Raw genomic sequence first — 25,565 nt, 5'->3', positions numbered from 1 at the left:
GATTATTCCCCATTTCCTGAATGTGCGTCCATGTGCTCACCGTTTCCATGGCTCATCGGCATCGCATCCTCGTGACTCATCTCCATCATCTGGCGCTGAGTTCCCCCCGGGAGCCCATGCCCCATGAACTGGTTGACGATCCTGTCATACAGCTTGGCTTCGACCGTGGAATAGTAAGCAACCGGATTGTTCTGACTCGGCTCGACCAGTTTCTGATAATCGGTAAATTGCAAACTGGAAGGCGATGCCTTGACTTGCGCCAGCCATTGCTCGAATCCCTCCTGGGATCGCGCTTCGGCCGTGAACTTCATCCCCGAAAAGCCATGCCCGCTGTAGTTGGCGGAAATGCCCTGATAGCTCCCTTCTTCGTTGGCGATCAGGTGCAGCTGATTGCGCATCCCGGCCATGGCATAAATCTGGCTACCCAGTTGTGGAATGAAGAAGGAGTTCATGACTGAACCAGATGTGACCTTGAATTGCACCGGCACATTCACCGGAAAGGCAATCTGGTTCACGGTGGCAATCCCTTGCTCGGGATAGATGAAGAGCCATTTCCAGTCCAGCGAGATGGCTTCAATCACCAGCGGCTTGGCCGGACTGGCAATCGGCTGACGCGGGTCCAGAGCATGGGTACTGCGCCAGGTGATGACGCCGAGGATCAAGATAATGATGCAGGGAATGGTCCAGACCACGAACTCGATCTTATTCGAGTGCTCCCAATCCGGGGCATAAGTAGCCTTGGTATTGGAGGCGCGATAGCGCCAGGCGAACCAGAAGGTCATCACGATGACCGGAACCACCACGATCAACATCAATGCAATGGCGGTGATAATCAGTGATCGCTGCTCCAGCCCGATCTGCCCTTTGGGATCGAGCAACGCCATGTTACAACCGCTCAGGAGGAGTGCCGCAAGACACAGTAACCATCCTGGTTGGATTTGTTTATTTCCTCTCATCATCTAACTCCCTTGAGGTCCCGCACTTGCACTTCAGGCCAATCGGCATTCAATTCTGCAAGGGTAATGATTTTCTACAACTTGTTAACAACCAAGTTCAAATTTTTACACTTTGATCCGGGAAATGTCTGTTTTTGCGGCTTTTATGGTCAATTCGTCGCCATCATAGCCTGCCACTCCCTATTCGCCGGGCCGACTGAGTTTGCGAGTTTTATCATCACATGGCTCAGTGAGTTACCATGGCTGACGTCAAACGGCTATGGTGATTGACCCGCTCACAGCCTTCTTGTACATTCCTGCGGCGTACTCATATGCAACCGATAAACCTTACATAAATTCAGGGATAATACTGACGATGAAAAATATCACCCTCGCCGCTGCCTTACTGATCACCTTGGTGGGTTCAGCCCAAGCAGGCCTGCTGGATGCAGTCACTGATACCGCAACCGCGATCAATACCGCAACCGATAGCGGCGCATCGACCGACAAGGCCGTCCTCGAACTGGTCAAGAGCAAGGTTCAAGAAGGCGCGACCAAAGAGCAGGTTAAAACCAAGCTGGGCGCTCCCAAGGCCATCGAAACCATCAGCGGCAACGAAGTCTGGAAATATGACATCAGCAGCATCAGCGATAAGGCCAGCGGCGCCATGGCTCTGGCTAACGCGCTAGGCACCGATACCAAAAAAGCCGAAAAGATCGTGACCCTGAAATTTGAAGGTGATGCGGTCAAATCCTATGAGCTGGTTGACGGTACCCTGACCAACTAAGTCCTCATCTGCTCCAAAAAACCAGCCGCCGTCATTGGCGGCTGTTTTTTTGCACCAACGGGTCTAAAACCGTCCCCATCAGGGGTAGTTGCTCACTTCGCGAGTTACCCGGGATATTCTTGACGCTCGGTTTGATGCAATAATGGCCATATCCCACTTTTTGAGTCCCGACGATGAATGTTCATTTGGAGCAGGATGAAGTCAGCGCCCTTCTGGAACAGCAAGCCTTTGCACCGTCCAAATGGCGCAAAGGTTTGTTCTGGTTGCAAATGGTCCTGCTATTACTCGCCTGCAGCTACGCAGTCAGTCTTTATCGTCTTGAGTCCCTCTCCCCCTTGCACCCCGACAAGCCTGCGAGCTTGCTCCTCTGGCAACAGGGGAGCAGTAGAAGCCTGGAGGACCAGAAACTCTCCCGTTGTCTGGTAGCCTGGGGACAAAAGCGACACCTTCCCGCCGCTCAGCAGATCATCATCAGTACCACTCCGGACTCCTGGTATCTGGCCTGGGTCAGCACCGAAGGAAGCATCAATTTTTACATCAAGGGCCATATCCAGGAGTTGTGTCCATGAGATGGCTGTACTCGAATCAGCAACAATCCCTGTTGGCACTCATGCTGGTCACCGCGATTGGCTTGTGTGTCTGGCTGGATTCAGATTGGCGCCTTGAACAGAGGATTGCGGGCAAACTGTGGAGCTACCAGCGGGAAACCCTCAGTGAATCGGAATTAGCCAGTCTGATCCTGAGTACCCCGGTTGAAAACTGGTGGGAAAGGGGGAATTTGCGCTTGCTCAGTAATGGCGAAGCGCAGCTGGATCTGGCTGTGCAATTAAAAGAGCAGCGCGGGTTAACCGCCGACCTGCGAATTTCGATCCAGGGAAGCTGGCTGCTCAGTGATGGATTCTTGATCCTCAAATCCAGTAGCTACACCGCACTCCCTTTCAACGATACAGGAAAGAAACTTCTGGCTCGACATGCACAACCCCTGAAGGATATCTGGTTAGCCCTCTTCAATCGCAGTCGTCCACTGACCCTGTTGGATGAACACCATATTCTCCTGACTAATCAGGATAAATCCATCTGGGTACTTAGTACCCGGCAAGACCCGGATCTCAAACGCACCAGAAAATAACGGGAGGTTCACATTCCATTCAGGGTTTCCCGTTGCACACTTGCTAGACTGTTTCCGTCACTGCTTTTATCCTCAGGAGTCCTTCATGCGCACACTCTGTCTTTCTGCCCTGTTGCTGGCCTGCAGCCTGCCGCTGTCAGCCGCCACTCCGCATGACATCAGCATGTTTCCGGCGGCGGAGCCCTCGATGCAGCGCCTGGTCATTCGCTTACCCAAACAAGCGGATGAATCCAGCCGCAAAGTTGAAATCCTGCTCAGCAAGCAACTGATGGTGGATTGCAACCGGCAGCGCCTGGGCGGCGACCTACAGGAAAAGACGTTGCAAGGCTGGGGCTACAACTATTACCAACTGGACAAGGTAATGGGTCCGGCGAGCACCATGATGGCCTGTCCAAACACGGCGAAGAAAGAGGCCGCAGTTCCGGTCAGCGGGAATGGCTATCTGGTGCGATACAACAGCCGATTGCCCATAGTACTGTATGTGCCACAGGGCATTGATGTGCACTACCGCATCTGGCAACCAGGAGCAGCGCAGGCCGCCAGCCTCGAATAGCCCACCGTCGACCCTCGAAACTAGACTGGTTTGACAGCCAGGCGGCGTGCTCCCCAATCACCCGGCCTGGCTTCAAACCGCCCCGGCACTCGGTGGCCACAGGCGGCGCAGCAACCATCAAGCAGTTGCCAGTCGGTTAGTCGATAGCGATCGCGACCGATCAACAAGGCGCCACAGGCCGGACACCGGCTACTTTCCCCCTCGCTATCCTGCACATTACCGGTATAGACGTAATGTAACCCCGCGACCTGAGCCAGCTGCCGAGCACGCTGCAGGGTCGCAACCGATGTCGCTGGCCGATCCAGCAACCGGTAATCGGGATGAAAGGCGGTAAAATGCAGCGGCACCTCGGGACCCAATTCACCGCCGATCCAGTCACACAGCGCGCTGATTTCCTGATCACTGTCATTTTCCCCCGGGATCAACAAGGTGGTCAGCTCCAGCCACACCTTGGTTTGATGGTGGATATAACGCAAGGTATCCAACACCGGCTGCAAATGCCCGCCACAGATCCTGTGATAAAAACCCTCACTGAAAGCCTTCAGATCGACATTGGCGCCGTCCATAGCGGCAAAAAACTCCACTGCCGGTTGCGGATTGATATATCCCGCCGTCACCGCAACCGTCTGTATGCCCAGGGCATGACAGGCGCGCGCCACATCCAGCGCGAACTCCATGAAAATAACCGGGTCGTTATAGGTAAAGGCAACACTGCGGCATCCGTACCGCAGAGCCGTACTCGCGATTTGCTCCGGTGTGGCCGCAACCTGCAACGTAGCCGAGTCTCGTGATTTACTGATATCCCAGTTCTGGCAAAACCGGCAGGTTAGATTACAACCAACGGTACCGAAGGAGAGAACCGGCGTACCCGGTAAAAAATGGAATAACGGCTTCTTTTCAACAGGATCGATACACAAGCCACTGGATTGGCCATAGGCGGTCAGCACTATCTGGCCCGACTCGGCCATTCGCACGAAGCAGACCCCACGCTTTCCTTCTCGGAGCTGGCATAGCCGTGGGCACAGCGTACACTCCACCCGGCCATCATCGAGTTGACGCCAGTAACGGGTTTTGCATTTTTCACTGATTTCTGTCACGACACACCTCCCGCCCACTCTATAATCCTAGGGCAGGAGGCAGTATTTCACCTGAACTGATGTCGATAGATGGAGTCCTCATGAGCGCAATTCGTCAACCTGCAGTGGCTGGTCACTTCTATCCGGCGGACGCGGCCGAGATCACCAACTGGCTGGCAACATTGCCGGTATCCGAACCACTGGAATTTTATCCACCGCGTATGTTGCTGATGCCCCATGCAGGCTATGTCTATTCCGGAGCCCTGGCGGCACTCGCTATCCAGCAGATCCCGCGGGATCGCTATTTCCGAGTCATCCTGCTGGCCCCTGGCCACAGAGTGGCGGCCAAAGGAGTACTGTTACCCGCCGAACAGTGCATCGCATTCGCCACGCCGTTGGGCGAGGTGCCGTTAGATCGGGAGGTACTGGACTATCTCTATCAGCAAGCCGATACCCAATACTCGGAAGTGGCGCATCGTCACGAGCATGCCATCGAGGTACAACTGCCGTTGCTGCAGCATCAGCTCGGCCACTTCCAGCTGACGCCACTGATCGTCGGCCATTATCCGGCCAAGAAATTGGCCCGTCTGCTGCGCCCGTTACTAAATCCACAAACCCTGCTCATCGTCAGTAGTGATCTCAGCCACTACCTGAGCTACCTCGAAGCTCAACATCAGGATACCTTCACCCTCACCCAGATCATGGCGTTGGAAGCGGATCTGGTGCCGGAACAAGCCTGCGGCAGTGAAGCACTGAACGCCATGCTGTTGCTGGCCCGCAAACTGGGCCTCCGTCCTCGCCTTTTGGGACAGCACAACTCTGGCGATATTACCGGCGAAAAACTCAACGTGGTCGGTTATGCCGCCGTGGCCTTCTATGCCTGATCCCGCTGACAAGCTGCAGCGAAGCCAGGATGGCCTACCCATACTGTCAACACGGGAGCAAGAGAGTCTGCTGAGCCTTGCGCGTCTGGCCATCCGCAGCCACTGGCATCCCGCACTCATCTACGATCTGCAACAGGCACAAGCCGAACTGCCGCTGGCCCAGGAGCCGATGGCTTGCTTTGTAACCCTCCACAAGCGGGGAGCATTGCGCGGTTGTATTGGCTGTCTGGAGCCGGAGAAGCCCCTGGCGGATGCTCTGGCCTATTTTGCGCAAGCAGCGGCTTTTGGCGATCCGCGCTTTGTCGCGCTCAGCGAAGCCGAGCTCGACGAATGCGAGCTTAGTATCTCGCTGCTGGGCCCTCTGCAGCCAATACCGACGCAAACCCGAGCACAATTGTTACAGGCTTTGATCCCGAAAGCAGATGGTCTCTGGTTGCAATCACCCGGCCACAGGGCCACCTTTCTACCCGCCGTCTGGCGCGAGCTTCCGGATCCGGAGGAGTTTCTGAATCACCTGCTGCACAAAGGCGGCTGGCCACTGACGGGCTGGCCGCAGGAGATGCAGGGATTTCGTTATCACAGCCTGGAAATAGCAGAAAACGACATCAAGTGAAGCTGACTTCTTTCGTTTTGAGCCTGTAATGACGATGAAGGTTCAGCAAATGTAAAAGAGTCATTCAAGTCGTAGCTGTCCCTTGTCATCCCCCGGCCTACCTGACAGAATCGCCCCTCGGTTGCGCAAATTTGCCCCTCCCGGGTGATGTCTGTTTTCTGTAGTTGTGATCTGAAGGACCAGGAGTTTGATCCGGAACGCCTCCCCGTTATCCCTGTTTGTATTCAGCCTGGATGGCCAACGCTACGCTCTGCCATTGCAGCAGGTGGGATCCGTGACCCAAGCCGCCGCCGTCACCCGTGTCGGCCAACTGCCTCCCGCCTTGCTCGGTCTGCTGAATGTGCACGGCAGCTTGTTGCCGGTACTGGATAGCCGTTATCTGGTCGATTCCCCCTCGCGTCCAGTTGGTGTCGATGACCTGTTTTTACTGCTCCATGTCGCAGACAAGGGCTGGGTCATGCCTGCCGACGCCGTGCATCAGGTGCTGGATCTTCCCCCTGAGGCACTCTGCTACGACAGCCCACTCTTGAGTCATAGCGGTTGCTGGCTCGGTTGGTTCGAGCAGGACGGGCATGCGGTCCTGATCCTGGATCTGGAACAAACCCTGCGACGTTACGCCCTGCTCACGACCGATGGACTGCATCATGGTTGAACTCTGCCCACAACCAGGACTGAATCCTCTGCAACGTCAGTGGATGGGTGACTATATCGCGCGCCACTACGGCCTGTACCACAGTCCCGAGCGGCTACCAGAGCTGGAGCGCAAGCTGGAGCAACTGGCGCCACGACTGGGGCTCGACCATGGCGCCCAACTGAGTGAACGCCTTCTCGGTAACCAGCTGACCGCCGAGGAGGAGCAGTTACTGATCGAAGGGCTGACCATAGGTGAGACCTATTTTTTTCGCGAGCCGGAAGCCATTCAGGCGCTGCTCGACTCGATACTGCCCGAGCTCAGACGGCTGCGGCCCATTCACCAACCCTTACGCCTGTGGAGCGCCGGTTGCGCCAGTGGTGAAGAGCCTTACTCATTGGCAATGGCGCTAGACAGCCAGACTCTGCGCAATAACCACGCAGGTTTCTCGCTATTGGCCACCGACATCAATCGCCAGTCGCTGGAAAAAGCCCAGCAGGGCTATTACACCTCCTGGTCATTTCGTGCCACGCCGACCCACTACAAGCAACGCTATTTCCGGCCACAGGGTGATGGGCGTTGGTTACTGGACCCGGCGTTGCGGCAACAGGTGCAGTTTGCCCAACTCAACCTGGCGGCCCCGGATTATCCATCCATCCTCAATGGTACCCACGAGCTGGACGTCATCTTCTGCCGGAATGTGCTGATGTATTTCAGCGACGACACCATCACCCAGATTGCCGACCGCTTCGCCCGCTGCTTGCGTCCGGGGGGCTGGCTGGTCTTGAGCCAGACCGAATGCTCGCAACTGTTTCAAGCCGAGTTCGACACCGTGCAGATTGGTGGTGCCTTTTTGTATCGTAAACGCGATGCAAGCCGCACCCTGAATGTAGCAACCTTGACCCCGGCTTATCCGGGCCATACGGCCCCGCCACCCACTCCGAATGAGACCCTCAACCCATTCAAGCCGCGGCAGCAAATCGAGTCCGTCGACAGCCCGGTCAGCAGCACCGAACTATTCGCCCAGGCCCGCCAGCTGGCCGATCAGGGTGAGCTGCATACCGCCAGAGCCCTGTGTGAACAGGCGCTAGAGCATCACAAGCTGTTCTCGGAAGGACACTATCTGCACGCCATGATCCTGCAGGAGTTGGGGGAGGTCATGGCGGCACGTACCGCCTTGCGACGGGTACTCTATCTGGCGCCGGAGTGTGCCATGGCCCACTACGCACTGGGTTTATTGGAGCTCAAGGCCGCCGATACCCGTAGCGGTGAGCGTCATCTGGATCAAGTGCAACGACTGCTGGCGGCACTCTCGCCGGAGCAATTGCTGCCCGGCTCGGAAGGACTTTCCGCCGGACAACTGCAGGATATGCTGCTGCAGCGTCGACGGTTGCAAGGTTAAGGAGCCATGATGAGCCACATACCCGATAACACCACCGAGATCCTGCAAGCCCGGGCTCGTAAGCTGGCCCAACCCAGAGTGCACAGCGAAGAACAGACCCGGCATCTGGACATCACCTGTTTTACCGTGGCCCAGGAGTGTTACGGGTTTGAATCCCGTTTTATCCGCGAGATCATCCCGGTCAGCCAGATTACCCCGCTGCCCGGCGTACCCGCTTTTGTCGCCGGGATCATGAATCTGCGCGGACGCATTCTGTGTCTGATGGAGCCGCGTCATCTGTTAGGATTATCAGCCCCCGCTCCCAAGGAGCGTTCGTTGGTGATCGTCTTGGCTGGCGCGGATCAGGAGTTCGGCTTGCTGATCGACACCCTGACCGGCGTCTGCCGCCTGCCATTGCACAGCCTGCAGGAGCAGCTGCCCACCCTGAGTGATCAGGGACGCCGTTATCTGCACGGCATAGGCCCGGAACAACTGATACTGCTCGATGCCCAAGCCATGCTGCTCGACCCCAGGCTGCGCATCGAAGACGAGATTGATTAATTTAAAATGACTAACGAGGGAACCGTTCATGCGCTGGACCATCGGAAAGAAACTGGCCACCCTGGTGGGCATCATGCTGTTGACACTGGGGACCATCAGTTTCATCACCTACAGCAATATCGATCGCATGATCAGCAATACCGGGCAGGTCACCCATACCTTCACCATGATCAACGGCAACAGCCAGTTGATCACCCAACTGTTCGCGGCTGAAGCGGCGCAACGGGGTTACCTGATGTCCGGCAATCCGGATTATCTGCAAGCCTACCGGGACCATCAGTCGCAAACCCGTCGCTACCTGAGCAATCTGCACGCCTCCGTGCGCAGCAACGATACTCGCGCATTGCTCAGTACCCTGGAAGGCAAGCTGAACAGCCGGTTCGACAGCCTGGACCTCGGTGTCAGCATGTATGACAAAGGGCAAATCGCCGAGTATCAGAAACTGATCCAGCAAGGGGTTGGCCTGCGCTTGATGAACGAGGTTCAGGAGAACCAGCAGCAGATCGAGCAGTTGGAACAACAACTGGCGACCCAGCGCCAACAGGAACTGCTGGAGAGCAATCACATCGCCCTGAGCTTTATTTTGTGGGCCACCCTGTTGACCCTGCTGGGTATTGGTGCCGGCAGCTTTTATCTGGTGCGCAGCATCAGCTCACCACTGCACGATCTGACGGCCGTCGCCGAGCGAATTTCCCTGGGCGATCTCAGTCTGCCGCCGCCCCAGATCGGCCAGCGCAGTGACGAAATAGCCATTCTGGCCCAGGCCTTTACCCGCATGAGTGGTTACCTGCACAGCATGTCCGAGGTCGCCAAGGCATTGGCCAACAACCAGCTACAAGCCGATATCACCCCGCTGTCCGAGCGGGATGAGCTGGGTCATGCCTTTGTCGCCATGACCAGCAACCTGCGCAATCTGGTCACCGAAGTGCAGGAGGCAGCCCGTCAGATCAGCGGCTCTTCCTCACAGATTGCCGCCCTGACCTCGCAACTGGCCGCCAGCTCCACGGAAACCGCCGCCGCCGTCTCCGAAACCTCCACCACCCTGGAGGAGATCAAGGTGACCGCCCAGCAGGTGAATCAGAAATCGGCCTTTGTCTCCGATTCGGCGCGCAGCACAGCCCAGATGACCCAGCACGGCCAGAAGAGCGTCGGCGACACCCTGCAAGGCATGCACAAGATCCGTCAGCAGATGGATTTCATCGCTGAAAGCATTGTCCGCTTGAGTGAACAGAGCATGGCGATTGGCGAAATCATCACCTCGGTCAGCGATCTGGCCGGGCAGTCCAACCTACTGGCGGTCAATGCCAGCATCGAAGCTGCCAAAGCGGGCGAACATGGCAAGGGCTTTGCGGTCGTGGCGCAAGAAGTGCGTAGTCTGGCCGAGCAATCCAAGGAGTCGACCGAGCAGATCCGCCGCATCCTGAATGATATCCAGAAGGCGATCAGCGGTGCCGTCATGGCCACCGAACAAGGCGGCAAGACGGTCGAGATCGGGGTGCAGCAATCGGCGGAAACCGAAACCGCCATCCAGACCATAGGTCAGGGCGCCACTGGCACGGTTCAGGCCGCCGCCCAGATCCTCGCCTCGACCAACGAGCAGGTAGCGGGCTTGAATCAGGTCGCCATCGCCATGGACAACATTCGCGGTGCCAGCGACCAGATCGTGATCAGCATGCGCCAGGCCGAAGAGGCGACGGCGTCGCTCAACCAGATGAGCAACCGGATGTGGGATCTGGTCGAACGCTTCAGGATCCGCTGATGACCGATCTGGAGAGTCAGCTGCGGGCTCGGCTGCTGCAAACTTTTCTGCTGGAGGCCAGCGAGCAGCTGAGCCTGATGACGCGCACCCTCGACGAGCTGGAGCTGGGTGGTGACGCCGTCCAGCCGCTGGAAGTTTTCTATCGCGCCGCCCACAGCCTCAAAGGTGGTGCCCGCATCGTCAATCTGCCGAGTCTGGAATATCTGTGTCAGTCCCTGGAGAGTGTGCTGGCCTTGCTGCGACGCAGAGTCTTGTCGCTGCAACCGGCGCTGCTCGAATTGCTACGGCAGTGTGTCGAGAATCTGGAGAGCCAGCTGCAGGGTGCCGAAGGTCCACTGCCTGGCCGACTGACCACCCGCGCTTTGGCGCTGCGCCAGAGTCTGGACAAGCTAGCCAGCGGTTCGGCTACCCGACCGACGCCGCCAACAGAGCCCGTCGCACCGGCTCCCGTCACTCAGCCTCCCCCCGACTCGATCGCCGTCGAACCAGCGATGCAGGCAGTGACTCTCCCGCTGATGGTGTCGGAGGATCAGGCTCCGAGTGCCGTTTCAATCGCCCCGGCGATGTCGGCTACAGGCAGCAGCCCGCCGCGCCAGATCAACGAGCACATACCCCCCGCTCAGGCAACGAAGCCGCCACAGGCTTCGTCACCAGCGACCGAAGAAGGGCTGGATCCGCTGAACCGGGTGTTATATCCGGGGCGGGAAGAGAGCGTGCGCTTGCCGGTCGCCCGGCTGGATGACTTGCTGCTGCAGGCTGAAGAGATGACAGCGCTGAAACTGGCCCTGCGTCAGCAGGTGCTGGAGCTCAAAGGCTGCCTCGATACCCTTGGCCAGTTGCGTCGACGCCAGCAACAATCCGCATTCGATGATCCTCAAGATCTGGATCGCCAGTTGGCTGATTTGGGCAAGTCTCTGCTGCGCGTTAAACGGCACGGTGAACAGGAAGCTCGCCAGGCCGGAAGCCTGATCGAAAAACTGATTGCCGATGCCAAGGCGTTGTTGATGTTTCCGTTTGCCTCGCTAACCGAAGGGCTGGCCGCCATGCTGCGTGACATCGCTCAGGAGCAGGGCAAGCAGCTCACAGTACAGATCCAGGGCGAGAGCCTGGAGCTGGATCGCCGCATTCTGCAAGGCCTGCGCGATCCGCTGATCCATCTGCTGCGCAATGCCATCGATCACGGTATCGAACCTCCCGCCGAGCGTGAGCGGAACAGCAAGCCAGCCCGCGGCCGGATCCTGATCCAGGCCCGCTGCACCGAACAGGGCAAGGCCGAGATCCTGATCCAGGATGATGGCCGCGGCATCGACCGCCAGGCTCTGCAGGAGGCCGCCCTGCGCGACGGCTACCTGACTGCGGAGCAGGTGTCGCAGCTGAGCGATGAGGAAGCGTTGCAACTGATTTTCCGCTCCGGGCTCTCGACCCGCCGCGAGGTGAGCAATCTCTCCGGCCGGGGCCTGGGCATGGCGATCGTGCAGGAGCAGATCGAAAAGCTCGGCGGCCACATCCGTGTCAGCAGCCAGGCGGCCCAAGGCACCCGATTTGTGCTGGAGTTACCCTTGGCGCTGGCCAGTTTCCGCGGCATCCAGATCCGGGTCGGTCAACGGCGTTTTGCCGTGCCGACCCTGAGTACTCAGCGGGTAATGCGGCTGGACAGTTCGCAGATCCACTCCATCGAGGGCCGCCCCACCTTCAGCCTGGATCAGCGCACCGTGCCCATCGTTTCGCTGGCCGGGTTACTCGGCATCGCCGCCGATGCCCCGGCCGCCTCCGGCCAGCAGGATCTGCTGTTACTGGGGCAGGAGCAGGAACCCATTGCCTTTGCCGTGGATGATGTATTGGGTGAGGACGATTTGCTAGTCAAGCAACTCGGCCCCCAACTGATCCGGGTACGGCATATCGCCGGTGTATCTGTGCTTGGCGATGGCACTCTGCTGCCGCTGCTGAACACCCATGATCTGCTGAAATCAGCCCGTGGTGCCCCGAGCCAGCTCCCCGAAGTGATCGAGAGTGACGTCCCTCGCGCCAGCAGCGCACACCGTATCCTGGTGGTCGATGATTCGATCACCTCGCGGACCCTGCTGAAGAACGTGCTGGAATCCTATGGCTATGAGGTCAAGACCGCCTGTGATGGTCTAGATGCCTTGACCTTGCTGCAGAACGAAACCTTCGACCTGGTCAGTTCGGATGTGGAAATGCCGAAGATGGATGGCTTTGAACTCACGGCACACCTGCGGGCCGACGAGCAATTCAGTCGTTTACCTGTGGTGCTGGTCACCAGCCTGGAGTCTGTCGAGGATCGGCAGCGGGGTGTCGATGTGGGCGCCGATGCCTACATCGTCAAATCGAGTTTTGATCAGAGCAACTTGCTGGAGATCATCCGCAAGTTCCTCTGATCCTGAAAGCCAGGAGTGAAGCATGATACGGGTTTTAATAGTCGATGACTCACCCACCTCGGCGCAGTTACTCAATGAGCTGTTTCTGGCGGCCGGCGACTTCGAGGTGGTCGGCTGTGCCACCAGCGGCAGTGAAGCTCTGGCGCTGTGCGCGCGGCTGCAACCGGATATCGTCAGCATGGATGTGCTGATGTCCGATCTCGACGGCTTTGAAGTCACCCGCCAGATCATGGCCAGCACACCGGTGCCCATCGTCATCGTCAGTGCCGAAGCCGACGACCAGCTCGGCAGCCTGAGTCATCGCGCCCAGGCGGCCGGTGCGCTGGGGGCGCTTCGCAAGCCTCGCGTCAGTACGGCCAGCGATCTGGCGCAGCATCGCGAGGAGTTGCTGTTCACCTTTCGCGCCATGGCCGGCGTCAGGGTTGTGCGTCGCCGCACCAGTGCCACCGCCCCCCGGCAAGTACTCACTCACCAACCGCCCCGCGTGGTGGTGATTGGCGCCTCGACCGGCGGCCCCCAGGCGCTGCAAAGCCTGCTCGAACCACTGCCCGCCAGTTTTCCACTGCCAATCCTGGTGGTGCAGCACATCGCCAATGGCTTTACCGATGGCTTCTGCCGCTGGCTCGGCCTGCGACTGGCGCTGCCGGTGCAGTTGGCCCGCAGTGGCGAGATGCCCCAACCCGGCTGCATCTATGTCGCCCCGGAAGATCGTCACATGGGACTGGGGCCGGATCGCCGCATCCAGCTCGCCCATGCAGCGCCAGAACATGGTGTCTGTCCGTCGGTCTCCTTTTTGTTTCGCTCGACCCACCAGCTGTATGGGGGCGCAGCGATCGGCATCCTGCTCAGCGGCATGGGCCGCGATGGTGCCGCCGAACTCAAGACCCTGCATGATGCCGGAGCCTGCACCCTGGTGCAGGACGCGGACAGCAGTGTGGTCCATGGCATGCCCGGCGAAGCAGTTCGCCTGCAGGCAGCCAGCCAGATATTAGCCCCGGCCGCGATGGCCACAACGCTCTGCCAGCTGCTCGGCCAGCCGCAGCGTTCCTGATACGAGGAAACACCATGTTCTCGTCATGGCTCAACGAACACGAAACGCTCTCGGTGCTGATCGTCGAAGACAGTCAGACCCAGGCCAACCAACTGCGCTACCTGCTGGAAAAGCACGGCTTCGCCGTCCAGCAAGCCCTGCATGGCAAGGAAGCGATGGCGCTGCTGGAGCAGAGTGATCCCCATCTGGTGATCAGCGATATCCTGATGCCGGAGATGGATGGCTACGCCCTGTGCCACGCCATCCGCCAGCATCCCCGGCATCATGATCTGCCGGTGGTGTTGCTGACCTCGCTCTCCAGCGCCCGTGATATTTTGCTGGCCTTGCAGTGCAAGGCCGACCATTTCATCACCAAGCCCTACAACGAATCCTACCTGCTGTCGCGGATGGCCAGCATCCTGGAAACCATGCGTCAGCGGCGCGCCGGCCTGTTACCGGAACACACCGAATCGGACATTTTCTTTCAGGGCGAGTGGTTTCATATCAACACCGATCGGCAACGGATCCTGGATCTGCTGATGGCGACTTACGAAGCCATGGTGCTGCGCAATGATGAGCTGATTACCACCCAGCACGAGCTCAGTGAGCTCAATGGCCAGTTACAGTTGGCCGTGGCCGAGGCCAATGATGCCCACCAGCAGAGCCAGCAGATCCTGGCTGAACTGTCGGCTCGAGATCGGGCCATTCGCCAGACCAATGAGGAGTTGCGTCTGGTGCATGGCATCGAATCGCTGGTCAACCAGAGCCGGGATCCCGGTGCCCTGTGCCAATTGGTCTGCGATCGCCTGAACCAGTCCACCCTGTTTGGCATCATAGGTGGTGTACATATCCGCCTGCTCAACGAACATGAGCGCAACACCGGTCAATTAGCCAATCATCATTGCCAGCCCTGTTTCAGCGTGCGTCATCTGCAACTGCTGACTGGCCCCATCGCCTCGGAGTGTGAACCCGGCACCAGCCCGGCGGGGCGAATGGTGATCCCGCTCCTGGCACAATTGCAACCGATTGGCCTGCTGTGCGCCCAGACCCGGATCGGCCTGCAACTCGACCCGCAGCAACGGGAGCTGCTGGAGTCGCTGGGACGGCAGATCGGTATGGCACTGGAAAATATCCGTCTGTTTGAAGAAACGCGGGTGCTATCGCTCCACGATCCACTCACCGGACTCGCCAACCGCCGTCATCTGGAGATTGCCTACAGCAACCTCCAGGCGCGCACCAGTCGTAGTCAGCAACCCTTCGGTCTGATCCTGCTGGATATCGACCACTTCAAACGCTTCAACGATACCTATGGTCATCCGGAGGGGGATCAGTTGCTGATCCGGGTTGCCGAACAGTTACGGCAGTGTCTGCGCAGCACCGATCTGGCCGTGCGCTTCGGCGGCGAGGAGTTTATGTTGTTGGTCGCCGACAGCCAGACCGAACAGTTGTTCGCCCTGGCCGATCGCATTCGCAACTTGTTGCAGCAGGATCTGGCGATCACCGCCAGCTTCGGCCTGGCTTGCTATCAGCCTGATGAGACATTGAGCCAGATGACCGAACGAGCCGACGAAGCCCTGTATCGCGCCAAACATGCCGGACGCAATCGGGTGATGCTGGCCCAGGGTGAGGCTATCCGCTGAGCCTACATTCGGCGCTCCACCGTTCGCAGCAAAACAAGAAGGCTCCCGCGGGAGCCTTCTTCGTTACAGGTGATGCAACTCGTGCGATCGACTATTCGGCGATCAGGAGGCGTCCACTCAACGGGGCCACGGTGATCGCACCCACCGGAACCACCTCATCGGTCAGCAAGTCACGCAGCTGGGTGGCACCACGCAACAGAGCGCTATCGATGTTGTTGAAGCTGCGCTCACCGGTACCGGTATTCAGCAGATACAGGATCTGCTCCCCTTCCGTCTGCTTGAGATCGGCGTACAGGCTATCGTCGATCCAGCGATTCAGGCGCTCACCGGCGTACAGTGCCGGATGTTGACTGCGCAGCGCCATCAACTGGGTCACATAGGCCTGCAGATCGGCTTGCTCGGCATTGGGTACGAAACCATTGACCCCGGCCACATGACCATCGGTCCGCGCGATGTTGTCATCATCACGGCAGGCGGTCAGCAAGCAAACCCCGGTCTGCAAGTTGCGTTCCTTGCCTGCAAAACCTGGCACCTCATCCCCAATCTCGTCGCCATAATAGAGGGTGATCGGGCCAGACCAGGCGGCCATGAAGCTGAATGCTGCCTTGTGGCGCTGCCAGTAGGCCGGATCCGCGACGCCGCTCACCAGGCCACTGCGCTCCAGCAGATCGCCGAAACGCACCAGATCGTGGTTGGTCAGCATCAGGTTCGGCATGGCATGGAACGGATACTTGCTGATGTTGTTCCAGTCGGTATCCAGCACCCGGGCGTTGGCATGGGTACCATCTTCACCGGCGGCCAGCGCCTGCACGACACCATAACGACGCGGGAAGTCGAAGGCTGAGAGCAACGCCGGTGCGTTGGCCGGGCCGTACGCCTTATCCCGAATCGCATCCGGACCATCCCAGACCTCGGCCACCATGTAGCCGAGGGTTCCCCAGCTCTGGTTGGCATCCTTGCGGGCCTGCGCCTCCGTTTCAACCACACCGCGGATCGCGCGCCAAGCCTCCAGCGGCAACTGGTAGGCCTGATCCAGGCGCCAACCATCGATGCCATATTCACGCACCCAGTAACCCGCCACCTCCTTGAAGTAGTCGAGACTCTGCGGCTGGCTGTAATCGACAATGAAGCCGGGATAACCACTGCCACCACTCTTCAGCGCAGGAAGCAGACCACTCGGCGAAGCGTTCGGCACGCCAGCATGGCCGACGTGACCGAACACGCCATCAAGGAACACGTACAACCCTTTCTCGTGCGCCTTGTCGATCAGCTCCTTGAGTTTGGCGTTGCTACCGAACTTCGGATCGACGTTGAAGAAGTCACAGGCAAAGTAGCCGGTGGCATTGAGCTTCTCGTCGCCGCTGCCCGAGCAGGAGTCAAACACCGGGGTCAGCCAGATGGCGTTGACGTTCAGACTCTTGATGTAATCGAGGCTGTCGATCACCCCCTGCAAATCCCCCTTGTGCTGGGACGGGCCGTAGCCGACACCATAGTTGATGCTGTCGTCGCCATTGACGAACGACTCCACCATCACCTGGTACATCCGTAAATCACAGGCCGAATTCTCCGCAGCGCCATAGCAGGCGTAGTTACCCCCATAGCTCAGCCCCAGTTTCTGCTGCGCGACATCACTGGCATCCAGCGTCAGATCCCAAACCCCCTGCTTCGGAATCGTCACCTCGATGTTGCCATTACCCAAGTCGCGCCAGCTCAAGGAGCCGGCCAGGGCTTGCAGGGCACTCATATCCACCGAGCCCATGCTGAAGGTGTACACCCCGGGTTGCAGATAATTGCTGCGGCCTTGATACAGACCGTTGCCCTGATAACTCAGGCTTGCGCCGAGGGCGGACAGGGTTTCATTCCAGTAGGGTGGCGCCACACTACCCGGCGCGACGATCGTCAGTTTCGGCTGACTCAGGTTGCCCAGATCCAGCATGAATCGATAACTACCGCTCTGAGTCGCCGTGATGCGCAGGTCGCCACTATCCAGCTTGTCGAACGTATAGGAGCCGATCCCGCTCGTCACGTTCCACTTGTTGTATTCCGGATGCGGTGAACCCCACACGGCAGCGGCAATCTTGAACGCCTGACTAACACCTGCCGTCAGCTCCACGCTGCCTTCATAGCGCCCCGCCCCCTGATAGCTCAGCGGCAAGGAGGTATCCCAGCCATTGAAGCCACCACGCAGGTAGAGAGCCTCGGCCAGCGGAGCCACATCCATGCCGGGACCCTGGGTACTGCCCTGCGGCTTGACGAACACCGCGGCGGTCAGCCCCGGGATCACCAGCTCGCCATTTTCCACCCGCGCCCACTTGATCCGATCTTCGTTGCCCGCCACCAACACCGGATGCAGCACAAAGTCACTGGCCCCCGGGATCGCGACGCGCTGCTCCCACTGGCTGGCATTGATGGCCACCGCCAGAGCCTGGACGTTCGAGTCCAGATCCTTGCCCATCGCCACGCCATCATCAACCGTCATGACAATGGTGCCGGCCTTGGCCCCAGGCCCGGTATTGTGGAACTTCACCCGTTTGACGATTTCGTTGCTGGTCCCCAGGCGCAGCAGTTCACTGCCGGAGCGGATCTTCAGCAACTCCTTGAAGCGCGCATCACTCCAGGCGATCAACGCCGGGGTTGCCTGGGTATTCGGATTGCTGACGATGCTCTTGATCCAGGTCCAGTTACTACCATCCTTATCCTGCCGCGGCAGACCAACATTCCAGTTGTTGCTCTGCATGCTGAAGTCGACACGGTTGTACCAGTCGCCGGAGTCATAGCTGTCGCGCTCCATCGACTTCGAACGCAGCAGCTCAGAGCCCATATGCAGGAAGGGGACGCCCTGCCCCAGCAGCACGGTCGACATGCCGATGACCTGCATGCGCGCCCGATCGGCCACCGAGACGTCGCTCTTGGCCTTGTACTGAATGATGTCCCACAACTCCTGGTTGTCATGTTTGGAGACATAGTTGACCGATTCCTGCGGATCCATGGCATAGCCAGCCCCCTTACCGCCGAAATCGTAGTTCTTACCCAGCACGGTGGCACCGGAGGCGGTCGGTAACGGGAAATCCTGCAAGGAGCCCGTCATGCCCAACCGCACCAGATCCATCTTGGTGTTCATGGCCGCATCGAATCGATCGCCGGCATTGGCATAGCCAGGCACATCGTTCATCGGGTCGGCATTCGCCCCGCGTACCGCGTCCCGCAGACGGTCGTTGTAGCTACCAAAGCCGGAGCCAGCCATGTTCCATTGGGTGCCATTCACGCCACGCGCATTGTTAGCCGTTTCACCAAAGTCCCAGCCCTCGGCATAGAACCAGGTATCCGGGTCGACCTTCTTCACCTCGTTGAAGGCGCGCTCGACATCCGCACGCATCAAGAAGCCCATCAGATCGAAACGGAAACCGTCGATCTTGTACTGCTGGGCCCAAGTCACCAGGCTGTCGGTGAACAGCTTGCTGAACATCCGGTGCTCGGATGCCGTGTTGTCGCAGCAGGTCGAGCTCTCGACATAGCCGTTATCCGGGTTGCGTCTGTGGTAGTAACCGGGTACGACCTTGTCCAGCACCGAGTTGTTGTAGAGCGCCGAGGCAAAGGTGTGGTTGTAGACCACGTCCTGAATGACCCGGAAACCCATGTCATGCAGGGTCTTGACCATGGTGCGGTATTCGCGGATCCGCGGCATCCCCTCGCTGTCATTGGCATAGCTGCCTTCCGGTGCCGTGTAGTGGTACGGGTCGTAACCAAAGTTGTAACCGTCGATGGGACGGATATCCGCCATCAGTTGCTGGGCATCTCCGGTGGTTGGATCCAGCGCGGCCAGGATCGACTGCAAGGTGCCGGAGCTGGCCTTGCTGCAGATCGCCGCCTTCGGGTTGATCCCCTGCTGCGCATCACACAGCTTGCTGATGTCATCGTCCAGATCCATGCGCTGGCTCGAGTTCTCCGGCAGGCTGGCGATGTCGTAACTGGGCATCAGATGGATGGTGTTGAGCCCGGCCTCACGCAGCGACTGCAAATGCTTGACGCTGTCGCGCTCGCCTTCGGTGAAGGCCAGATATTTGCCATTCAGGGCCCGGGTGCCCTTGCTGTCATTCATGCTGAAGTCATGAATTTGCAGCTCGTACAGAATGTTATCTTCCGGCTTATTGATCGGCGGAACCGTCTGGCTATCCCAGCCATCCGGCTTGGTTTGCGCCTGGGCCATATCCACCAACTGTGAGTATCGACTGCCGGTACTCAGCGACAGCGAGTAGGGATCGGTCGTCGTCACCCACTCCAGCTTGCCGGTCTTGTGATGGAACACCTGTACCCGGTAGCGATAGTAGCAGCCTTGCAAGGTCGCATCGCCATCATGACGCCAGATGCCGGTATTGGGATCTTCCGTCAGCGTGATCGGATCCTGCGGCAGAGGACGTTTCTGCGCATCGTACAGGTAGAGCTCCACCCGCTGCGCCGTCGGCGCCCATAACCGGAACTTGGCCTGACCGGCCTCGATCCAGCTACCCAGTCGCGCCTCGTCGGCATCATTCGATCCTGCGGTATAGAGATCATCCAGCACGAACGGCGTCTGTACGCGGGTGGCGGCCAGCGCCTTGCCCGCGGCATCGACCGCGACGGCCAACAGCTCCTGTTTCAGCAGCGCCTTTGCCTGGGCGGCGGACAAACCGGTGCTGAAGGTGGAACGCCCATTCAGATGCGGGAAGCGATCGCCGTACACCTTGCCGGTGTATTCAATCCGCTGCCGAGTAAAGCGCTCCGGCCGACTGAGATCGGCATCGCCCTGCGGCGTGGCCCAGAGTTCATAATGGTCAGCACCCGTTGGGCCATTCCAGGCCAGCGTATCGCGATACAGCCAGTGTGCCGAGGCATCCTTGATCACCACCGGGGTCTGCGCCGGTTGTTGATAATAAAGCGTGGGATTGCCGTCGAAGGTATAGACGCTATTCCCCTGGCGCAGATCGAGATAGGCATCGCCCCCCCAGGCCCGGCTATCCCCCTTGTGAATGACAAAATTCAGACAGTCACTATGCCCGGACTTCAATGGCACCCGATACAGCATCCCCTTCTCGCCAGCCGGCTCACCCGCCGTGAAGGGTGAATTCCAAGGCGTATCACTGGCCACGCTACTGCAGTTGCCGTTGTTCCACAGATGCACGCCCCAGCCGGTGTAATCGCCATCGGCACGCTTGTAATAGATCAACGCCTCAGTATAGGTGGTCACCGCGGTCGACTCCCCCGCCGAGCCGGTCGGCGTCGGATCGAGGCTATCGGGGATGCCATCACCATCATCGTCGCTGGAGGCAAAATCCCCCCAACCATCCTGGTTACTATCCCGGCTCTCGAAACGGTCCAGCGGGAACGCATCCTCGCTGTCCGCGACCTTGTCGCCATCCTGATCGGCGGGCTGACTAGCGGCGTTCAGCGGATCCGTGCCCAGACGCAGTTCGTCAACATCGGACCAGCCATCGTTGTCATCGTCGGTATCGGCATGGTCCCCCTGCCCATCCCGATCGGTATCTCGCACCTCGGTGTTATCCAACGGGAAGGCATCGGCATGGTCACCGACGCCATCACCATCGCTATCTTGTGACTCATTTTTGTCCAGCGGGAAGGCATCGGCATGATCGCCGACACCGTCGCCATCGCTGTCCGCTGATTCGTCCTTATTATCCGGAAACGCATCGATAGCGTTGGCGACACCATCGCCATCCCGATCCTCATCGTCCGCATCCGCGATGCCATCGCCATCCTGATCGCCCGGCTTGCTGGCCGCGTTCAGCGGCTCGCTGTGCAACCGCAGCTCGTCACTATCGCTCCAGCCGTCGTTGTCATCATCGCCATCGGCGTTATCCCCGCTGCCATCACGGTCGTTATCGCGGGACTCGGCCTGGTTATCCGGGAAGGCATCCTCGGCGTTGGCGACACCATCGCCATCCCGATCGCCATCTTCGCCATCGGCGATCCGATCGCCATCTAGATCTGCCGGCTTGCTGGCCGCGTTCAGCGGCTCGCTGTGCAACCGCAGCTCGTCGGCGTCACTCCAGCCGTCGTTGTCGTCATCGCTATCGGCGTTATCCCCGCTGCCGTCGCGGTCGTTATCGCCCGACTCGGCCTGGTTATCCGGGAAGGCATCCTCGGCGTTGGCGACACCATCGCCATCCCGATCCTCATCGTCGCCGTCGGCGATCCGATCAGCATCCAGATCCGCTGGCTTGCTGGCCGCGTTCAGCGGCTCGCTGTGTAACCGCAGCTCGTCGGCGTCACTCCAGCCGTCGTTGTCATCATCACTATCGGCATTATCTCCCTTGCCGTCGCGGTCGTTATCACGGGACTCGGCCTTGTTATCCGGGAAGGCATCCTCGGCGTTGGCGACACCATCGCCATCCCGATCCTCATCGTCGCCATCGGCGATCCGATCACCATCCAGATCCGCTGGCTTGCTGGCCGCATTCAGCGGCTCGCTGTGCAACCGCAGCTCGTCACTATCGCTCCAGCCGTCGTTGTCATCATCGCTATCGGCGTTATCCCCGCTGCCGTCGCGGTCGTTATCACGGGACTCGGCCTGGTTATCCGGGAAGGCATCCTCGGCGTTGGCGACACCATCGCCATCCCGATCCTCATCGTCGCCATCGGCGATCCGATCGCCATCCAGATCCGCTGGCTTGCTGGCCGCATTCAGCGGCTCGCTGTGCAACCGCAGCTCGTCGGCGTCACTCCAGCCGTCGTTGTCGTCATCGCTATCGGCATTGTCTCCCTTGCCGTCGCGGTCGTTATCGCGGGACTCGGCTTTGTTATCCGGGAAGGCATCCTCGGTGTTGGCTGCGCCATCGCCATCCCGATCCTCATCGTCGCCATCGGCGATCCGATCGCCATCCAGATCCGCTGGCTTGCTGGCCGCATTCAGCGGCTCGCTGTGCAACCGCAGCTCGTCGGCGTCACTCCAGCCGTCGTTGTCGTCATCGCTATCGGCATTGTCTCCCTTGCCGTCGCGGTCGTTATCGCCCGACTCGGCCTTGTTATCCGGGAAGGCATCCTCGGCGTTGGCGACACCATCGCCATCCCGATCGCCATCTTCGCCATCGGCGATCCGATCGCCATCCAGATCCGCAGGCTTGCTGGCCGCATTCAGCGGCTCGCTGTGCAACCGCAGCTCGTCACTATCGCTCCAGCCATCGTTGTCATCATCGCTATCGGCGTTATCCCCGCTGCCGTCGCGGTCGTTATCGCCGGACTCGGCCTTGTTATCCGGGAAGGCATCCTCGGCGTTGGCGACACCATCGCCATCCCGATCGCCATCTTCGCCATCGGCGATCCGATCGCCATCCAGATCCGCTGGCTTGCTGGCCTCGTTCAGCGGCTCGCTGTGCAACCGCAGCTCGTCGGCGTCACTCCAGCCGTCGTTGTCATCATCCAGATCGGCATTGTCTCCCTTGCCGTCACGGTCGTTATCGCGGGACTCGGCCTGGTTATCCGGGAAGGCATCCTCGGCGTTGGCAACACCATCGCCATCCCGATCCTCATCGTCGCCATCGGCGATCCGATCACCATCCAGATCCGCTGGCTTGCTGGCCGCGTTCAGCGGCTCGCTGTGCAACCGCAGCTCGTCGGCGTCACTCCAGCCGTCGTTGTCGTCATCGCTATCGGCATTGTCTCCCTTGCCGTCACGGTCGTTATCGCCGGACTCGGCCTTGTTATCCGGGAAGGCATCCTCGGCGTTGGCGACACCATCGCCATCCCGATCCTCATCGTCGCCATCGGCGATCCGATCGCCATCCAGATCCGCTGGCTTGCTCGCCGCATTCAGCGGCTCGCTGTGCAACCGCAGCTCGTCGGCGTCACTCCAGCCGTCGTTGTCGTCATCGCTATCGGCATTGTCTCCCTTGCCGTCGCGGTCGTTATCGCCGGACTCGGCCTTGTTATCCGGGAAGGCATCCTCGGCGTTGGCCACGCCATCACCGTCGCGATCGTCACTCTGATCAGCGGAAGGTTTAGCCTTGGGGTCTTTCGGATCAGAACCTAACCGCAGTTCATCCACGTCAGACCAATCATCGTTGTCATCATCAGTATCAGCATTATCACCCTGCCCATCCTGATCGGTGTCCAAGGACTCGGCCTGGTTATCCGGGAAGGCATCCTCGGCGTTGGCTGCGCCATCGCCATCCCGATCCTCATCGTCGCCATCGGCGATCCGATCACCATCCAGATCCGCTGGCTTGCTGGCCGCATTCAACGGCTCGCTGTGTAACCGCAGCTCGTCGGCGTCACCCCAGCCGTCGTTGTCATCATCCAGATCGGCATTGTTACCAAGACCGTCCAGATCGGTATCCAGCGATTCCTGGCCATCATCCGGGAAAACATCGTCGGTATCCGCCACCCCATCGTGATCGCGATCTTTGCGTAGCGAAACTTGCTGTTGCTCGGCAACATAAACGACCGAAATTCCCCCTAGATCAACCTTGCCATTGGTGCTCCGCTGCTGCGTTATTTCCTGCCCAAGCAATGCAACACCCTGACTCATTTGCTGTTCTTGACCCTCAGCAGCCATATCACTGGCTGTCGTTGGCAGCAGATCGGCCAAGACACGGGCACTATCCGCCAGCAGCCCATCACCGCTGGCCAGATAGTCCCCATTCAGAACGGCATCGGGTTGAGACAGTTGGGTGCGCAGTTCCTGCTCCGCTACCGTCAGACTTTGTCCCGTGGATACCTGCAGTGCCAGCAGGGTTGTCAGAGGGGTGATAACCCGATAACCGGCTGGTGCGCTCATCAGATAATCCCGCGCCAAAACTTGGTCAGGATGATCCTCATCAATCGTCTTGCCTGCAATGATCCGGCTCATCAGGGGGTAGTCACCGACGCTACCGGCAATGCCACTTACATCCAGCGTCGCCTTACCACCATCCCCCGTTTCGGCGCTAGGTTCGTTGTCGTCCAATAGCTGATTACGATTCAAATCGAGCCAGACTTGCGCGTGGCGCAGATACCCATCAATGGCCGTCACTTCTAGTTTATTGGCCGGAACCTCTGTATCCCCGCTATCTCCACAACCGGATAACAGGGAAAGAAGTGACACGATCGCCAGCGCGACCTTGGTCGGTTTCATCGTCATGAGTAACACCTATGAACTTTATTGTGTGATTTCTTAATAAAACGGGACATTTTTCTGCCGAGTGGCAAGGAGGGCGCATATTATTTGTGCGGCTTTGGTGCAACCGTGATCATGACGACAAAAGCTCATCGCGCAAAAACTCTAAGAAAATGATTTCAAAGCGTTTTTTTTCAATAGTGTGACCTCTATCAATCCCGAGAAGTTAAACGTTACACTAATGATAAAAATAACAAAAAAGCCGAAGGTTTCGCTTCTTGCTCAATTTGACGCAGGAACCCATGCGTCAACCACGCTGTTGTTCGCTGTCAGACACGTCTCAGACGACAACATCTCAGCAGAAACGACAACGGGGCACTCAATGTGCCCCGTTGTCGCTTGTCATTGTCAATTATTGAGCCACCAAGAGTGTTTTTATCGTTTGTGCGGACGCCACCAGCGCCACATCAGCAGCAAGCCCAGCAATGCCAGTAAAGATGGATACAGAAATAGCCGGGGTAACTGTTGCCCCAGCATCGCCTCCAGCAGGTTGCCGAACACACTGAATAGCAGCCCTGCCGACAGCAATACATAAATCGCCCGGGTCTGAGGCCCCTTGCGCTGGGGATGCCACCACCAGTTGCGGCTCATCATCAACGGTAAGGCAATGACTCCAAGCAGCAACAACTGCATCACCGGCGTCAACCGGTTGCTGAGTAGCACTTCAACCCCCCCCCAGACCATCAAGGCGACGATGGCCCCTATGGCCAGCCACCACCAGATGGAGGGCAACGACTCGGTTGCCGTGGTGCTGTGGTGGTGAGTGGCGGGCTTGTGAGCTCGGCCCCGGGCCGAGGCGGTGGAAGAGTGTGACCCCATGATTCAACTCCTGTTGCCAGACAGGTCTCCATGCTAACCGACTGTCGCGACCCGGCGTTTGAAGCACGACACAGTTTCCTCCGTGTCCGGTTTGTTACCCCGTTTAAACAAGGTTCATCTTGCAACACAGATTGCTGCAACATCAGCGCTTAAATCTTGTTATTCTTGTCTGCAGTTAAAAATCAACGAGGTTTTTCTTTCCACCCCAGGCTGTTTTTTCGTG

General features: G+C 58.9%; 16 protein-coding genes and 2 pseudogenes. 13 read left to right on the top strand and 5 right to left on the bottom strand.

What is annotated here, in order from left to right:
* Positions 1-2: 2 nt before the first annotated feature.
* Positions 3-956 (bottom strand): ubiquinol oxidase subunit II, encoded by a 954-nt coding sequence (gene cyoA, locus ACZYUB_RS03190; protein ID WP_463945533.1) that lies wholly within the window; start codon positions 954-956, stop codon positions 3-5.
* A 355-nt stretch (positions 957-1,311) separates the two neighbouring features.
* On the opposite strand from cyoA, the gene ACZYUB_RS03185 reads away from it, so the two are divergent.
* From ACZYUB_RS03185 to eco, 4 genes are all read left to right on the top strand, one after another.
* Entirely contained in the window at positions 1,312-1,722 is a 411-nt protein-coding gene (locus ACZYUB_RS03185; RefSeq protein WP_463945476.1) for a hypothetical protein, read from the top strand.
* Positions 1,723-1,895: 173 nt separating this feature from the next.
* Positions 1,896-2,291: a hypothetical protein gene (locus ACZYUB_RS03180; protein WP_463945474.1), complete on the top strand. Its 396-nt coding sequence runs from the start codon at positions 1,896-1,898 to the stop codon at positions 2,289-2,291.
* Positions 2,288-2,851: a hypothetical protein gene (locus ACZYUB_RS03175; RefSeq protein WP_463945472.1), complete on the top strand. Its 564-nt coding sequence runs from the start codon at positions 2,288-2,290 to the stop codon at positions 2,849-2,851. Before ACZYUB_RS03180 ends, ACZYUB_RS03175 begins: the two co-directional genes overlap by 4 nt.
* An 85-nt stretch (positions 2,852-2,936) precedes the next feature.
* Entirely contained in the window at positions 2,937-3,404 is a 468-nt protein-coding gene (gene eco, locus ACZYUB_RS03170; RefSeq protein WP_463945470.1) for a serine protease inhibitor ecotin, read from the top strand.
* A 20-nt stretch (positions 3,405-3,424) separates the two neighbouring features.
* Here eco and amrS read toward each other — a convergent pair whose 3' ends face one another.
* Positions 3,425-4,501: an AmmeMemoRadiSam system radical SAM enzyme gene (amrS, locus tag ACZYUB_RS03165; RefSeq protein WP_463945468.1), complete on the bottom strand. Its 1,077-nt coding sequence runs from the start codon at positions 4,499-4,501 to the stop codon at positions 3,425-3,427.
* 80 nt (positions 4,502-4,581) lie between these two features.
* Between amrS and amrB the strand changes: the two genes are divergently transcribed.
* From amrB to ACZYUB_RS03120, 9 genes are all read left to right on the top strand, one after another.
* Positions 4,582-5,364, top strand: a complete 783-nt coding sequence (amrB, locus tag ACZYUB_RS03160; RefSeq protein WP_463945466.1) for an AmmeMemoRadiSam system protein B — start codon at positions 4,582-4,584, stop codon at positions 5,362-5,364.
* Positions 5,357-5,977 carry an AmmeMemoRadiSam system protein A gene (amrA, locus tag ACZYUB_RS03155; RefSeq protein WP_463945465.1) on the top strand — a complete coding sequence of 207 codons (621 nt, stop codon included), beginning with the start codon at positions 5,357-5,359 and terminating at the stop codon, positions 5,975-5,977. Before amrB ends, amrA begins: the two co-directional genes overlap by 8 nt.
* 187 nt (positions 5,978-6,164) lie before the next feature.
* Positions 6,165-6,629, top strand: a complete 465-nt coding sequence (locus ACZYUB_RS03150) for a chemotaxis protein CheW (RefSeq protein ID WP_463945463.1) — start codon at positions 6,165-6,167, stop codon at positions 6,627-6,629.
* Complete coding sequence (locus ACZYUB_RS03145) at positions 6,622-8,010, top strand: CheR family methyltransferase (protein ID WP_463945461.1); 1,389 nt, start codon at positions 6,622-6,624, stop codon at positions 8,008-8,010. The genes ACZYUB_RS03150 and ACZYUB_RS03145 overlap by 8 nt, the downstream gene beginning before the upstream one ends.
* A 9-nt stretch (positions 8,011-8,019) precedes the next feature.
* Positions 8,020-8,550 carry a chemotaxis protein CheW gene (locus tag ACZYUB_RS03140; RefSeq protein ID WP_463945459.1) on the top strand — a complete coding sequence of 177 codons (531 nt, stop codon included), beginning with the start codon at positions 8,020-8,022 and terminating at the stop codon, positions 8,548-8,550.
* Between the two features lie 28 nt (positions 8,551-8,578).
* Complete coding sequence (locus ACZYUB_RS03135) at positions 8,579-10,309, top strand: methyl-accepting chemotaxis protein (protein WP_463945457.1); 1,731 nt, start codon at positions 8,579-8,581, stop codon at positions 10,307-10,309.
* Positions 10,309-12,705 carry a hybrid sensor histidine kinase/response regulator gene (locus ACZYUB_RS03130; RefSeq protein WP_463945455.1) on the top strand — a complete coding sequence of 799 codons (2,397 nt, stop codon included), beginning with the start codon at positions 10,309-10,311 and terminating at the stop codon, positions 12,703-12,705. The genes ACZYUB_RS03135 and ACZYUB_RS03130 overlap by 1 nt, the downstream gene beginning before the upstream one ends.
* Positions 12,706-12,727: 22 nt before the next feature.
* A complete protein-coding gene (locus tag ACZYUB_RS03125) occupies positions 12,728-13,756 on the top strand; it encodes a chemotaxis protein CheB (protein ID WP_463945453.1) in 1,029 nt (342 codons plus the stop codon).
* 14 nt (positions 13,757-13,770) lie between these two features.
* A complete protein-coding gene (locus ACZYUB_RS03120) occupies positions 13,771-15,375 on the top strand; it encodes a GGDEF domain-containing response regulator (protein ID WP_463945451.1) in 1,605 nt (534 codons plus the stop codon).
* Between the two features lie 91 nt (positions 15,376-15,466).
* On the opposite strand, the pseudogene ACZYUB_RS03115 reads toward ACZYUB_RS03120, so the two are convergent.
* From ACZYUB_RS03115 to ACZYUB_RS03105, 3 genes and pseudogenes are all read right to left on the bottom strand, one after another.
* Positions 15,467-16,960: pseudogene (locus ACZYUB_RS03115) on the bottom strand (alpha-amylase family glycosyl hydrolase); the annotation flags it as partial.
* 669 nt (positions 16,961-17,629) lie between these two features.
* Positions 17,630-23,896: pseudogene (pulA, locus tag ACZYUB_RS03110) on the bottom strand (pullulanase-type alpha-1,6-glucosidase); the annotation flags it as partial.
* A gap of 1,002 nt (positions 23,897-24,898) precedes the next feature.
* On the bottom strand, positions 24,899-25,342 hold the full coding sequence (locus ACZYUB_RS03105; protein ID WP_463945449.1) for a hypothetical protein: 444 nt from the start codon (positions 25,340-25,342) through the stop codon (positions 24,899-24,901).
* Between the last annotated feature and the right edge of the window lie 223 nt (positions 25,343-25,565).

The organism is Pseudaeromonas sp. HNCC25DJ182, from assembly GCF_055413365.1.
Note: the sequence above shows the minus strand (reverse complement) of the source record. Positions and strands in the feature narration are given on the sequence as shown.

What these genes read in the sequence shown, in the direction of transcription:
- cyoA (WP_463945533.1), bottom strand. Translation starts at nt 956, where the DNA reads ATGAGAGGAAATAAACAAATCCAACCAGGATGGTTACTGTGTCTTGCG.
- ACZYUB_RS03185 (WP_463945476.1), top strand. Translation starts at nt 1,312, where the DNA reads ATGAAAAATATCACCCTCGCCGCTGCCTTACTGATCACCTTGGTGGGT.
- ACZYUB_RS03180 (WP_463945474.1), top strand. Translation starts at nt 1,896, where the DNA reads ATGAATGTTCATTTGGAGCAGGATGAAGTCAGCGCCCTTCTGGAACAG.
- ACZYUB_RS03175 (WP_463945472.1), top strand. Translation starts at nt 2,288, where the DNA reads ATGAGATGGCTGTACTCGAATCAGCAACAATCCCTGTTGGCACTCATG.
- eco (WP_463945470.1), top strand. Translation starts at nt 2,937, where the DNA reads ATGCGCACACTCTGTCTTTCTGCCCTGTTGCTGGCCTGCAGCCTGCCG.
- amrB (WP_463945466.1), top strand. Translation starts at nt 4,582, where the DNA reads ATGAGCGCAATTCGTCAACCTGCAGTGGCTGGTCACTTCTATCCGGCG.
- amrA (WP_463945465.1), top strand. Translation starts at nt 5,357, where the DNA reads ATGCCTGATCCCGCTGACAAGCTGCAGCGAAGCCAGGATGGCCTACCC.
- ACZYUB_RS03145 (WP_463945461.1), top strand. Translation starts at nt 6,622, where the DNA reads ATGGTTGAACTCTGCCCACAACCAGGACTGAATCCTCTGCAACGTCAG.
- ACZYUB_RS03140 (WP_463945459.1), top strand. Translation starts at nt 8,020, where the DNA reads ATGAGCCACATACCCGATAACACCACCGAGATCCTGCAAGCCCGGGCT.
- ACZYUB_RS03135 (WP_463945457.1), top strand. Translation starts at nt 8,579, where the DNA reads ATGCGCTGGACCATCGGAAAGAAACTGGCCACCCTGGTGGGCATCATG.
- ACZYUB_RS03130 (WP_463945455.1), top strand. Translation starts at nt 10,309, where the DNA reads ATGACCGATCTGGAGAGTCAGCTGCGGGCTCGGCTGCTGCAAACTTTT.
- ACZYUB_RS03125 (WP_463945453.1), top strand. Translation starts at nt 12,728, where the DNA reads ATGATACGGGTTTTAATAGTCGATGACTCACCCACCTCGGCGCAGTTA.
- ACZYUB_RS03120 (WP_463945451.1), top strand. Translation starts at nt 13,771, where the DNA reads ATGTTCTCGTCATGGCTCAACGAACACGAAACGCTCTCGGTGCTGATC.
- ACZYUB_RS03105 (WP_463945449.1), bottom strand. Translation starts at nt 25,342, where the DNA reads ATGGGGTCACACTCTTCCACCGCCTCGGCCCGGGGCCGAGCTCACAAG.